Origin of the sequence: Telluria antibiotica (assembly GCF_011682055.1) — a bacterium.
GTDB lineage: Bacteria > Pseudomonadota > Gammaproteobacteria > Burkholderiales > Burkholderiaceae_D > Telluria > Telluria antibiotica.
Window position 1 is genome coordinate 46,614 of the sequence record NZ_JAAQOM010000021.1, and the last position, 13,647, is coordinate 60,260.

At 63.9% G+C, this 13,647-nt stretch carries 9 protein-coding genes; 6 read left to right on the plus strand and 3 right to left on the minus strand.

What is annotated here, in order from left to right; translation table 11 throughout:
• The first annotated feature begins 79 nt into the window (after positions 1–79).
• Together HAV22_RS27030 and HAV22_RS27035 are read left to right on the plus strand one after the other, a co-directional pair.
• A complete protein-coding gene (locus HAV22_RS27030) occupies positions 80–943 on the plus strand; it encodes an SDR family oxidoreductase (RefSeq protein ID WP_166863738.1) in 864 nt (287 codons plus the stop codon).
• A 192-nt stretch (positions 944–1,135) separates the two neighbouring features.
• The gene (locus HAV22_RS27035) at positions 1,136–1,921 is read left to right on the plus strand and encodes a prohibitin family protein (RefSeq protein ID WP_208296387.1); all 786 of its coding nucleotides are present in this window, start codon (positions 1,136–1,138) and stop codon (positions 1,919–1,921) included.
• An 85-nt stretch (positions 1,922–2,006) separates the two neighbouring features.
• Here the strand turns inward: HAV22_RS27035 and HAV22_RS27040 are convergent, their stop codons facing one another.
• The 3 genes from HAV22_RS27040 to HAV22_RS27050 form a co-directional block, all read right to left on the minus strand.
• Positions 2,007–4,865, minus strand: a complete 2,859-nt coding sequence (locus HAV22_RS27040; RefSeq protein ID WP_166863742.1) for a TonB-dependent receptor — start codon at positions 4,863–4,865, stop codon at positions 2,007–2,009.
• 382 nt (positions 4,866–5,247) lie between these two features.
• A complete protein-coding gene (locus HAV22_RS27045) occupies positions 5,248–5,442 on the minus strand; it encodes a hypothetical protein (RefSeq protein ID WP_166863744.1) in 195 nt (64 codons plus the stop codon).
• A gap of 128 nt (positions 5,443–5,570) precedes the next feature.
• A complete protein-coding gene (locus tag HAV22_RS27050) occupies positions 5,571–8,036 on the minus strand; it encodes a TonB-dependent receptor (RefSeq protein WP_166863746.1) in 2,466 nt (821 codons plus the stop codon).
• 229 nt (positions 8,037–8,265) lie between these two features.
• Between HAV22_RS27050 and HAV22_RS27055 the strand changes: the two genes are divergently transcribed.
• The 4 genes from HAV22_RS27055 to HAV22_RS27070 are packed head-to-tail and all read left to right on the plus strand — an operon-like array spanning position 8,266 to position 13,605.
• Positions 8,266–9,273 carry a LacI family DNA-binding transcriptional regulator gene (locus HAV22_RS27055; protein WP_166863748.1) on the plus strand — a complete coding sequence of 336 codons (1,008 nt, stop codon included), beginning with the start codon at positions 8,266–8,268 and terminating at the stop codon, positions 9,271–9,273.
• 60 nt (positions 9,274–9,333) lie between these two features.
• The gene (locus tag HAV22_RS27060) at positions 9,334–11,667 is read left to right on the plus strand and encodes a glycoside hydrolase family 65 protein (protein WP_166863750.1); all 2,334 of its coding nucleotides are present in this window, start codon (positions 9,334–9,336) and stop codon (positions 11,665–11,667) included.
• Positions 11,664–12,308 carry a beta-phosphoglucomutase gene (gene pgmB, locus HAV22_RS27065; protein ID WP_166863752.1) on the plus strand — a complete coding sequence of 215 codons (645 nt, stop codon included), beginning with the start codon at positions 11,664–11,666 and terminating at the stop codon, positions 12,306–12,308. The genes HAV22_RS27060 and pgmB overlap by 4 nt, the downstream gene beginning before the upstream one ends.
• A gap of 46 nt (positions 12,309–12,354) precedes the next feature.
• Positions 12,355–13,605: an MFS transporter gene (locus tag HAV22_RS27070; protein ID WP_166863754.1), complete on the plus strand. Its 1,251-nt coding sequence runs from the start codon at positions 12,355–12,357 to the stop codon at positions 13,603–13,605.
• Positions 13,606–13,647 lie beyond the last annotated feature (42 nt).

The window sequence follows — 13,647 nt, forward strand, 5'->3', positions numbered from 1 at the left end:
TCGTCTATCGGATCGCTGTTGGGACGCCTAAGCTGTGAAGCGTCAACCGACACCTCTCAACCTCAAACAGGAGAACATCATGACCATCCTCGTCACCGGCGCAACGGGCAATGTGGGCCGCCACGTCGTCCACCAACTCGTGCAACGCGGCGCCAAGGTGCGGGCCCTTGTCCGCGACCCCGCCAAGGCCGATTTTCCGGCGGGCGTCGACGTCGTGCAGGGTGACCTGCTGGACGTGGACGCGCTGCGCCGTGCCTTCGATGGCGTATCGGCGCTGTTCCTGCTCAACGCCGTCGTGCCCGACGAATTCACGCAGGCGCTCGTCACCCTGAACGTGGCGCGGGAAGCGGGCGTGGACCGGGTCGTGTACCTGTCCGTCATCCACAGCGACCTGTACGTCGACGTGCCTCACTTCGCGGGCAAGTATGGCGTCGAGCGGATGATCGAGCGCATGGGGTTTTCGGCCACGATCCTGCGCCCGGCCTACTTCATGGACAACGATGTGACCATCAAGGACGTCGTGCTCGGCTACGGGACGTACCCGATGCCGATCGGCGCGAAGGGCGTCGCGATGATCGATGCGCGCGACATCGGCGAGATCGCGGCGATCGAGCTGATCCGCCGCGCCGACGCCACGCGGCCGCTGCCGCTCGAACGCATCAACCTCGTCGGCCCGGACACGCTGACGGGCGCGGACGTCGCCGCCATCTGGTCGGACGTGCTGGGCCGCACCGTGGCCTACGGCGGCGATGACACGGCCGGCTTCGAACAGAACCTGCGTGGGTTCATGCCGGCGTGGATGGCCTACGACATGCGCCTGATGAGTGAGCGCTTCCTCGCCGACGGCATGGTGCCGGCAGCGGGCGACGTCGACCGCCTGACCGCGCTGCTGGGCCGCCCGCTGCGGACGTACCGCGATTTTGCCGACGGCATCGCGGCCTGAACGGGCCGGCTCCGCCGGGCATCCTTCGGCTTTCCCGCAGTCGAACCTCTGATATTTCTGATTCTATTGCTCGCTTGACAGCTATACACTTTGTCCATCGTCAAGACATATGACGACCCGCCGATCCGGCAGCGATCGGCGGAACCAAGCTGAAAGGGATGCAACATGAATGGAACGTCTTTGAATGCGGGGGTGAAGCTCATCGCCGCGGTGGTCGTGGTGATCCTGTTGTTCGCGCTGGCGCCGTTCGGCACGGTGCCGGCCGGCTACCGGGGCGTGATGACGACGTTCGGCAGCCCGAGCGACCAGGTGCTGAGCGAAGGCATCCACTTCCGCGTGCCGCTGGCGCAAAGGCTGAACCTCGTCAACGTCTCGATCCAGAAGGGCGAAGGCGAGGGCGACGCCGCGTCGCGCGACCTGCAGACCGTGCACACGCGCGTGGCGCTGAACTACCACGTGCGGCCGGATGCCGCGGTGACGGTGTTCCGCGACCTGGGCAACGAGCCGGGCCAGCGCATCATCATTCCCTCCGTGCAGGAAGCCGTGAAGGCCGTCACGGCGCGCTTCACGGCGGAAGAGCTGATCGCCAAGCGCACGGACGTACGCGACCAGATCATCGCGCAGCTGCGCGAACGGCTGGCACGGCATGGCATCGTGGTCGACGAGTTCTCCATCGTGAACTTCAATTTCTCGCGCTCGTTCAACGATGCGATCGAAGCGAAGACGACGGCCGAGCAGCTGAAGCTGAAGGCCGAACGCGACCTGCAGCGCATCGAGGTCGAAGCGAAGCAGCGCGTGGCGCAGGCCAAGGCCGAGGCGGAGTCGCTGGCCGTGCAGCGCCAGCAGGTGACGCCGGAACTGATCCGCCTGCGCGAAATGGAAAACCAGCGCATGGCCATCGAGAAGTGGGATGGCAAGCTGCCTAACGTTGCCGGCGGCGCGATTCCGTTCATCAATGTGGCGGGCGCGGTGAAATGAGTGTGATGTGAAATGAAAAAGGGCGTTGCCGGTGCGAACCGAGCAACGCCCTGTCTAACTAGCGAGTCTTGTCGACCGCCGCGGCTTACAGCTTCCAGTGAAGCGCAGCCGAGACCGAACGTCCGATCTGCACGGTACCGAAATTGGTCAACTGCGCGTTACCAGCAGTGCCGAAGTGGTAGTACTGCTGTTGCATCTCGTTGGTCAAGTTCACCCCGCTAAGATCGATCGACATATTGTCGTTGATCTTGTAGGAGATTTGCATGTCCACGCTCTTCTCCGGATGACGCCAGATACCGATCGGATTGGCGAACAACGCGGCTTCGTTGCTGGCCAGGAAGCCGGAGCGCCAGACTTGCGACAGGCGCGCGCTGATCGGGCCCTTTTCGTAAGCCAGAGTGGCGTTGTACGAACTGTTGGACACCCCGAAGAACGGCGTCTCGAGCTGGGAGACGATGACGCCGGCATCGTTCGCGTCGGGCACGTTCTGCGACGAGGTCAGGTGCGTATAGCTGCCCTGGAATCCCAGGCCGTCCAGCGCGCTCGGCAGCCACTTCGGGAAGTAGATCAAGCCGAGTTCGGCGCCTTTGATCGTGCCGTTCGAGGCGTTGACCGGCGAGTTGATGACGTAGTCATAGCCGTTCGTATGGTCGCCGCCCGAGGTCGAGTTGCGGAACGGATCGTTCGCCGGATCGACGTGAACCCGGTGACGCAAGCCCACGACCAGGCCGTCGATCTTGCGCTTGAACAGCGTACCGTAGAGTGCGCTGTCCTTCTGGAAATACCACTCGGCCGTCAGGTCGAGGTTCTTGGAGCGCGTCGGTTTCAGGTCCGGATTGCCGCCGCTGCCCGAGCCATAACCCACCTTCGACACGTCGTCGCCGAGTTGCAGGACCGGATTCAGATCGCCGAAGTTCGGGCGGCGCAGGGTTTCGCCGTAGTTGAAGCGCACCACGACGTCCTTGGACGGGTCGTAGATCAGGGTCATGCTGGGCAGCAGCTTGCTGGTCGACTTACTGGCACCCGTCGGCGTGACCGCCTTGGTGGTGGCATCGACCTTGTAGAAGCTCATGTCGGTCTTGACCTTGACGTAGCGCACGCCGAAATTGCTGCGCAGGGAATGGCCGAACAGCTCGTTCTCGGTATTCCCCATCACGAAGAGGTTGGTCGTCTTTTCATCGACATCGAATGTCTTCTGCAGGCGCAGTTGGTCCGTCGTCATGAAGTTCGCATCGGCCGAGTGGTAGAGGTTACGCCAGTCGTCGATATGGTCGCGGATGTAGTAGGCATTGGGCTCCACCCACGAGCGCGGAACGTCCGAGATGTCCGTGCCGAAGTTCGCGTTGACGGAGGAATACGCGGCACCCAGCGAGGCGAGGTTGCGGCCCAGGAAGGCCGATTGCGTCCGGTTGGCCTCTGACGCCTTGCGGTCGTCGAGGCGCGCGCCAAAATGGATCGTCTTCAGCGCGCCCCAGTCGGCATCGAAGACGCCCGTCAGACTGGCCGTCGCGGCGCTGCCCTTGTTGCGGTTGGCGTTATCGTAGAACTGCGCGACGTTCCACTTGGTCGGGTCGGCCAGGTCGGCGTCGTTATTGAAATGGAACGACGTGTTGTTGTTGCCGTCATTGAACTTGACGTTGATGGACGGTGCGACGCGATCGATCCGGGTGGCCGTGAATTCCGAGTGATAGGTGCTGGTCTGGTACGACAGATCACCGTCCAGCGTCAGGCGGTCGCCGACGTTCCATTTACCGTTCAGGGCATACACGTAGGAATCGGTTGCCGACGTCGTGTAGTCGCCGCTGTTGAAGCCATAGACGTTATTGACCGAACGGCTCTGGATGACGTTCGTTCCCGGATACGTCGTGATCGTCCCTGCAGGATTGCTGCCGAGGTCCCCCCACCAGTCGACAAAGCTGAACAGCAACCGGTTGAAGGACTTGTCACGATAACCGCTGTACATCGATTCGAAGGTATAGACCGAATCGCTGTTCGGTTTCCACTGCAAGGCGATATTGGCGGCAGGACGCTTGCGCTCGCCCTCGACGTCGCTCTGGAAGACGGCGTCGCGTGCCAGGTAATACGGATACGCTTGGCCACCGAAATTCAGCGTCGAACCCGCAGCCATCGGCAGGCCGGTATGCGTACCAGGCGTCCAGATCTTATTGTCGAAGACGCGCTGCAACGGCGTGTAACCCGAGGGATCTTCAGCGGCATTGGGGCTGACGAACGGCACCATGGCACCCGGCGTCACGCTCTCGTTGCGGTACGTCGTCTTGGTCGCCGACAGATTGACGAGGGCACCGATTTCGCCGATGCCCGTTTGCCAGCGGTTGCTTGCCATGGCGCTCAGCTGCGGGTTCGCCTTTTTTGCGGGCTCGAGATAGGTTTCACGTGCCGACAGCGACACTTTCGAACCCTTGAAATCGAACGGCCGTAGCGACTTGACGTCGACCTGGCCTGCGATGCCGGTTTCCAGCTGGCTGGCATCGCGCGTCTTGTAGACGTCGATTTGTCGCACCAGGGTCGAAGGAATATCCTGAAGCGCGACTTGCGTGCCGGACGCGGTGAAGATATTGCGGCCGTTCCAGGTGGTTTCGACGTCGGGCAGGCCACGGATGGACAAGGTGCCGACTTCGCCGCCGGCGCGATTGGTGACCTGGATACCCGTCACGCGCTGCAGCGCTTCGACGACGTTGTTATCAGGCAACTTGCCGATGTCTTCGGCAACGACGGATTCCACGACCTGGTCGTTGGTGCGCTTGATCGCCAGGCTCTTGCTCAGCGATGCCCTGAGGCCGGTGACGACCACGGTCTCGACCGGCGCAGTGTTGTCGGTGGCTGCTTGCGCCCAAACCGAGGCGCTGGTGAGCAGGCCGGCACCCATCAGGGCAGTCACGCTCAGCTTCAAGGCCAACGGACGTGCAGATACTTGCGATTTCATACGTCTCCTGTATTTGTAGTTATCAAAAAGTGCTTCTCAACCCAGCTGTTAATTCATGTTAGAGACCCAACGGTTATCGATCCAATGATTTTTTCTGGGTTTCTAATACCGATTTCGATATCAACATGATCACAATGACAACAAAAGCGGGAGCAAAGTCGCACGCGATGACGTGGTCAAAATGCAGGTTTCACAGAGGAAAACAGTGTCGGGAGGATGAGGAAAACGGAGATGATCAACCGCAATGGGTAAAGCGATCAAAAAGCGATGCAAGCAAGTCGTCGATGCGCGTTGGAACGTAGCGGATCGGCAACAAACATGTCTTGACAGATGCGCGGCGTGGGTTGAAAAGCGAGACGTGAGGCTGCGGGCAAGTGTGGTGTCAGGCGGGTTTGCCGCTGTTCAGTCCCAGGTAGCGTCCTTCCTGGTCGACGTGCGTCGGGTCGACATCCATCTCGCTGTCGGGTACGGCAGTCAGCTTGTTGCGGATGATGAATTCCATCGTCGCGTAAGCATGCGCTAACGTCGCGTCGCTGTCGATCGGCTGCTGCGCGAAACGGTAGACTCTGACGGTCATCGATACCTCCGGTGCGGGTCCTGGCATAGGCTAGCATCAAAAGCACAGGACACACCGGAACCAACGAAAAAAAGCGGGACCGGAGTCCCGCCAAGAGGGTACAGCAGAAGAAGAGGCGAATCAGGCCATCAGAAGCGGTAGGTCAGCGAAGCTTCCCAGGCGCGGCCGAAGATCGGACGAGCGTTGATCGGGCCGACACTGGCGCCGACGAGGCGCGAGTTGCCTTCGGTGAGGCCCAGCGCGTTGTTGACGTTCGTGCCCGTGACGCGGAATTCCAGCTTGTCCGACAGTTCGGCCAGGATGCCCAGGTCCAGCGTGTTATACGACGGCAGGTACTGGGTGTTCTGCTGGTCCGCCCAGCGCGCGCCCACGTGCGCGTACGTGCCGTAGAAACGCAGCGCGTAATCGCCGACCGGCAGACGGTAGCTCGGCGAGAAGCGGTACTGGAACTTCGGCTGGCGCTGCACCTGGTTGCCCGAGATGGCCGGGTTGTCCTTGTACGTGGAGTCCTGCCAGTCGCCCGTCAACTGCAGTTGCAGGTCCGTGATGGGACGCACGGCGAGTTCGAATTCCAGGCCCTTGCCCTGCGAGCCGCTCACCGAATACAGCACGCCGTTCGTCGTGATCTGCTGGAACGAGATGCCCGTGAAATCCGTGAAGAACGCGTTCACGTAGGCGCTGTACAGCGGCGTGGCCGTCTTGTAGCCGATCTCGTACTGCGTGACCTTCGGCGTCGGGACGCGGTTGCGGTCGTTCACGACGTCCTGGCTGCCGGCATTGCGCAAGTCGTCGAAGTAGATGAACGTGTGGCCCTGGTTGGCACGCACGAACACGCTGGAATCCTTCGTGAGCTTGTACAGGCCGCCCGCCGTGAACGAGTTCGCGGTGTCGTCGCGCGACAGTCCCGTGAAGCTGCCGCTCGGCATCGAGGTGCCGTTGTTGTACACGGTCAGCGGATTGTTGTCCGTGTCGCCCGACGTCAGGTTCGAGATCGTGCCCGAAATGTGCTGCTTCTCGTGGCGCATGCCGGCGTCGACCTTGATGCGGTCGTTGATGCGCCATTCGTCGGCCAGGAACACCGCGGTGTTGTGGCCGTCGTACGATGCCACCGGCGCGTAGAACACGTTGCCGTCCGTACCGTTCTTCGAGACGACGGCACCGTTGTTCAGCTGGACGTTGATGAGGCGCGCGTTCGGCGTCGCCGTCATGAGGTGGCTGTTGCCGAGGTACCAGACGTCGTGCGACGAGTAGTTGGCGATGTAGGCGCCGGCCGTGATCGTGTTGTTGTAGCCGATGTCGCGGCTGACGCGGAATTCGTCCGTGAACGAGCGCAGCTTTTTCTCGACGGCCCACAGGCCCGCCTGCACGACTTGCTGGTCGCCTGCCACGGTACCGCCGCCGTTGACGTAGGTGATGGCGCCGCTCGTCGCGGGCGCGCCCGCTGCCGCCAGCACGGCCGCGTTGCCGTTGCTTGATGCGATGGCCTGGCTCACGTAGTCGGCGGCGCTCAGCGGGTTGTTACCCGTGAACATGGCGATCGTGTTCAGGTCGCCCTTGAAGTAGTTGAACTTGTTCGACACGTCCCAGCCGTTCAGCTTTTGCTGGAAGTCCGCGCCGACCAGGTTCGACGACAGGCCGCGGCCGTCGCCCAGGTCGTACGTCAGCGTCTTGCCCGGACCGGCTTCCACCGTGAAGTTGCGCATCTCGTTGCTCATCAGGGTGCCGCGCAGCGGGTCGAAACCGGGGAACGACGAGATCGTGTGGCCGTTGTTCGACGAAATCAGCGGCACGCCCGTGTAGAACGCGTTCTTGTCCGACGTCGAGCGGGCGTACACGGTCAGCTCGCCCTGGTCCAGCTTGCGGGTGAGCGACGCGGACAACTGGCCGCCGTCGTCCGCGGGGAAGCCCGCGTCGCGCACGCCGTTCGTCGTGCGGTAGAAGCCGCCGATCATGCCATACCAGCCGTCGGCGATCTTGCCGCTGTAGACGCCGTCGAAGCGGCGCAGGCTGCCGGTGCCCGTCGTGAAGCGCAGGCTGCCTTCCGGATCGTCGCCGCCTTTCTTCATGATGAAGTTCATCGTCGCGCCCGGCTGGCCGCTCGAGTAGATCGTGCTCGGACCGCCGCGCAGCACTTCCACGCGCTCGATCGTGTCGTCGAGGCGGAATGCGGACGAGCCTTCGAAGAACGACAGCACCGGCACCGGATAGATCGGATTGCCGTTCATCTGCACGGAGACGAACGGCGAATCGCTGCCCGACGGGAAGCCGCGCACCTCGATGTTGGCGCCGGACTGGCCGCCCGTCGCTTCGGCGTACACGCCCGGCACGATCTTCAGCACGTCCGCGGTGCTGGACGGGGCGGCCTGCTTCAGCTGCTCTTCCGTCGCCGTCGTGATCGAGAAGCTCGTGTCGATCTTGCGCGTGCCGGAGGCCGATGCCGTACCGGTCACGACGACTTGCTGGATTTCCTGCTGGACCCCGTTCTGCGCGGACTGCGGGGAAGCTTGCTGGGCGCTGGCCTCGGACTGGGCCACGAGCGCGAGAACGGCGAGGGCAACTGCCGACAGTTGCGGGAACTGCATGGTGTTTTTCATTTTATGCTCTCTGGTGTTTGGGAACCGTGTGGGGCGTCTCCTCCCCGGTTTCCCCATCGATTGTTGGATCGATAAGGAAAGTGCGGCCATTGAAACATCGCATTGACATCGATGTCAATCGAAATGCTATCGATGTCATTTTTTGTCGACACGGCAAAAAAATCTGTCATAATGCGGTCCGCTCAAGTAATCTGATATCGCTACCTCTGCTTTACCGAACCTGAACAACATGGCGCACGCGAAGAAACCCCTGGCCGGCGAATCGGCCGTGACGATGGAAGACCTGGCGAAGATCGCCGGCGTCTCCACGATCACGGTGTCGCGCGCGCTGCGCGACAGTCCGCTCGTGACGGACAGCACGCGCGAAAAAATCCGCAAGATCGCGCAGGAGCAGGGCTACCGCTTCAACATCAGCGCGCGCAACTTGCGCATGCGCCGGTCGTATTCCGTCGCCGTCGTCGTAGAGATGACGCCCGTGAAGGGCCGCCCGATGTCCGACCCGTATCCGCTCGAACTCCTGGGCGGCATCACGCAGGAACTCACGACGGCCGGCTACAGCGTCGTGCTCACGTCGAAGCAGTTGCTCGACACCGCCCCCGTGCAGGGCGCCGACGGCCTGATCCTGCTGGGCCAGGGTTCGCATGGCGAAGCGGTGAAGGCCTTGCAGCAGACCACGTTGCCGCTCGTCGTGTGGGGCGCGCCGGAAGAGGGCGCGACGTACACGGTGGTTGGCTCCGACAACCGCAAGGGTGGCGCCAGCGTCGCCGAACGCTTCCTGGAACAGGGGCGGCGCAAGCTGATCTTCGTGGGCGACGTCGACCATGCCGAAGTGCAGGAACGCTGCGCCGGCTTCATCGACGCGCTGTCCGGCCGCGCCACCGTGCACATCCTGCGCCCGAAGGCGTTCACGTTCGAAGCGGGTTTCGACTGCGTGACGTCGCTGTTGAAAAAGAAGAGCGGCCACAGTATCGACGGCCTGTTCGCCGCCAGCGACCTGCTCGCGATGGGCGCCATCCGCGCGCTGACGGAAGCGGGGCTGCGCGTGCCCGCCGACATTTCCGTGATCGGCTATGACGACACGCCGGGCGCCGCCAGCTTCGTGCCGCCGCTGACGAGTGTCCACCAATACCTGCGCGACGGCGGCGTGCTGCTCGCGAAAAAAATGCTGGCCATGATCGAAGGCCAGCCGGCGCAGTCCGAAATGCTGCCCACCACGCTGATCGTCCGCCACACCTGATCGCCCATTACCACCGATAACGCTTGAATCCGCGCCCCGCGCACGAACGAGGAAACCGAAGTGAAAAATGACATCGATAACAATAGCGCGATCGCGGCCGAGCCGTGGCGCATCCGCGAGGACGCGCTGGAGCCGGCGCGCGCGTTCCTGCACGAGACCCTGTTCACGTTGGGGAACGGCTGGATCGGCATGCGCGGCACGCCGGACGAGGGGACCACGGGCGGCGCCGGCCAGACGCTGGAAGGCACGTACCTGAACGGCTTCCACGACACGGAATCGATCCGCTATCCGGAGAATGCCTACGGCCTCGCACGCGTGAACGAGTTCATGCTGAACGTGCCGAACGCGAAGCGCGTCGCGGCCGTCGTCGACGGCGAACGCTTTGCGCTGGACACCGGCCGCGTGCTCGCGTGGGAGCGCACGCTGGACTTCCGCACGGGCCTCCTCGTGCGCACGGTGGAGTGGGAAACGAGCACCGGCAAGCGCCTGCGCATCGCGAGCCGCCGCCTCGTCGCGCTCTCGCGCAAGCACGTGGCCGCCATCGAATACGCCGTCACGCCGCTGAATTTTTCCGGCACCGTGCGCATCGTCGCGGACGTCGATGCCGACGTGACGAACCTGCAGGCCGGCGACGATCCGCGCGTGGGCTCCGCGTTGACGGGGCCATCGCTCGTCGAGGTCGCGCGTGAGGTGGGCGCGCAGGACGTGCTCCTGTTGCAGAAGACGCGTCACAGCGGCTTCACGCTGGCGACGGCGACGGCATCCGTGCCGTCCGCGGCAAGCGCCGTGCGCGTGGAGCCGGTCGCATTGGGCCAGGCGTTCGAGGCCGACGTCGCGCAGGGCGCCACGTTCACCGTGCACAAATACGTGGCGTACGCGAGTTCGCGCGATATGCGTGACGCCGCCGCCGGCCCGCACGCGCGCGCCGAAGTGGCTGCCGCCCGCGACGCCGGCTTCGTCGCGCTCGCGGCCGAGCAGGCCGCGTATCTCGCGCGCTTCTGGATTGATGCCGACGTCGCCATCGCCGGCGACGACGCCTTGCAGCAGGGCGTGCGCTTCAACCAGTTCCACCTGCTGCAATCGGTCGGCCGCGACGGCAGGACGAATATCGCCGCGAAGGGCGTGACGGGCGAGGGGTACGAGGGACACTATTTCTGGGACACGGAAATCTATGTGTTCCCGTTCTTCCTGTATTCCCGTCCCGAGATCGCGCGCGCGCTGCTGCAGTACCGCTACAACGGCCTGCCGAAGGCGCGCGAGCGGGCACGCCAGATGGCGCACGACAAGGGCGCATTGTACCCATGGCGCACGATCGCGGGCGAGGAGTGTTCCGCCTACTTCCCGGCCGGCACGGCGCAGTACCACATCAATGCCGACGTCGCGTACTCGATCCGCCTGTACCTGCTGGCCACAAGCGACTTCGACTTCATGGCGGAGCAGGGCGCCGAGATCGTGCTGGAGACGGCGCGCATCTGGACCGGCATCGGCAGCTACGACCGCAAGGGGCGCTTCTGCATCAACGAGGTGACGGGGCCGGACGAATACACGGCCCTCGTCAACAACAACTACTACACGAACGCGATGGCGCGCATGCACATGACGTTCGCGGCCGACGTCGCCGAGCGCCTGCGCAGCGAGCGGCCCGCCGACTATGCGCGCGTGGCGCACGCCATTGGCCTGGACGACGCGGAGATCCGCGCATGGCGCGCCGCCAGTGCCGCGATGTTCCTGCCGTACGACGACGACCTCGGCATCCACGAACAGGACGACAGCTTCCTGTCGAAGAAAGTATGGGACTTCGCGAACACGCCGAAGGAGAACTACCCGCTGCTGCTGCACTACCACCCGCTCGTCATCTATCGCCACCAGGTGTGCAAGCAGGCGGACGTCGTGCTGGCGCTGCTGCTGTTGTCGAAGGAGTTCTCGCTGGACGACAAGCGCCGCGACTTCGAATTCTACGAACGGGTGACGACGCACGATTCCTCGCTGTCCTCGTGCATCTTCAGCATCGTCGCGAGCGAGATCGGGGACAAGCAAAAGGCGTACGCCTACTTCATGGAGACGGCGCGACTGGACCTCGACAACACGCACGCGAACACGCAATACGGCGTGCACACGGCCGCGATGGCCGGCACGTGGCTGGGCGTCGCCTACGGCTTCGCCGGCATGCGCCTCGACGAGGCAGGCCTGCGCTTCGCACCGACCTTGCCCGCGCAGTGGACGGGCTACCGCTTCAAGGTCCAGGTGCGCGGCGCGCTGCTGGACGTCGCGATCGACGCCACCGGCACCGACTACCGCCTGCTGCGCGGCGACCAACTCAACTTCGCGCACGCGGGCACGCCCGTCGCGCTGGACGCGCAGCGCGCGCACATCCGCATGGAGAACCAACAATGAGTACACGATTCAAAGCAGTCATCTTCGACCTCGATGGCGTCATCACCGACACGGCGCATTACCACTACCTGGCGTGGAAGCGCCTCGCGGACAGCGTCGACGCGCCGTTCGACGAAGCGTTCAACGAGCAACTGAAAGGCGTCGACCGCATGGGGTCCCTCGAGCTGATCCTCGCGCGCGCGCCGCGCACGTACAAGCCCGAGGAAAAGCGCGCGCTGGCCGACGCGAAGAACGGCCACTACCAGGAATCGATCGCGACGATGACGCCGGGCGACCTGCTGCCCGGCGCCTTGCGCGCGCTGGAAGAGGTGCGTGCGGCGGGCCTGAAGATCGGACTCGCGTCCGTGAGCCGCAACGCGTTCACGGTACTCGACCGCCTCGGCATCCGCGACCGTTTCGACGACGTCGTCGATGCCGCCACCGTCGTCAACGGCAAGCCGGACCCGGAGATTTTCCTGACGGCCGCCGCGCACCTGGGCGTGGACCCACGCGACTGCCTGGGTGTCGAGGATGCGGCGGCCGGCGTCGCGTCGATCAAGGACGCTGGCATGTTCGCCGTCGGCGTGGGCAGCCCGGACGTGCTGCACCGGGCCGACCGTGTGATACCGTCGATGGCGGCGTTCCGGCTTTCCGATTACTGATGCCAGTATCACGATAACGATAATTAAAAACCAAGCGGAGACAAACGTGAACCAACGACGCATCCTGCTCGCGCTCTTCCTCATCTACTTCGTATTCGCCATCCTGCTCAACAGCGTGGGCACGGTGATCCTGCAGGTCATCCACAACTACGGCGTCGACAAGGGCTCGGCCAGCGTGCTGGAAGGGTTCAAGGACCTGCCGATCGCGATCGTGTCGTTCCTCGTCGCGTCCACCCTGCCGCGCTTCGGCTACAAGAAGGCGATGCTGCTGGCGCTCGCGATCGTCGCCGCCGCGACCTTGGCGATGCCGCTCATCCCCGCATTCGCCACCGCGAAGCTGCTGTTCCTGTGCGTGGGCGTCGCGTTCGCGCTGGCGAAGGTGTCCGTGTACTCGACCATCGGCCTCGTCGCGCGCGACCGCAAGCAGCATGCCGGCATCACGAATCTGCTGGAAGGCTTCTTCATGGTCGGCGTGTTGTCGGCGTACTGGATCTTCGGCTTCTTCATCGATTCCGACCATCCGCAGTCGACGAGCTGGCTGAACGTGTACTGGCTGCTGTCCGGCCTGTGCGCGGCGACGTTTTTACTCGTGCTGTCGACGTCGTTCGATGAAAGCGGCGCCGCGGCACCGCACAGCCGCGGCCCGGCCGCCGACTTCGTCGAGATGCTGCGCCTGTTCGCGCGGCCGCTCGTGTGCGTGTTCGTGCTGACGGCGTTCCTGTACGTGCTGGTCGAGCAGGCCGTCGGCACGTGGCTCCCCACATTCAACAACGAGATCCTGAAGCTGCCCGCCGCGATGAGCGTGCAGGTCACGAGCATCTATGCGGGCTGCCTCGCGATCGGGCGGTTGTCGGCGGGCGTCATCATGCGCCGCCTGAACTGGTATCCCGTGCTGAGCGTGTGCATGCTGGGGATGGGCGCCACCGTGCTGCTGGCGCTGCCCCTCACGCACGGCATCGCGCTCGATCCGCACGTGACGTGGGCGACGGCGCCCGTGGCCGCGTTCCTGTTTCCGCTCATCGGCCTGTTCATGGCGCCGATCTACCCGGGCATCAATTCCGTGATGCTCAGTTCCCTGCCGCGCCACCAGCACGCGCCGATGACGGGACTGCTCGTGATCTTTTCGGCGCTCGGCGGCACGACGGGGTCGCTGATCACGGGCTATGTGTTCGGGCACGTCAACGGCCACTTCGCGTTCTACCTGACGCTCGTGCCGATCGTGCTGATGCTGGGCAGCCTGTACGCGTTCAAGCGGCAGGTGGACCGCACGACCTCTGAGGTGCCGGTCGTCGCGTAGGGTGGGCACCCCTGTGCCCACGCGAACGCTGGCGTTGTGCGA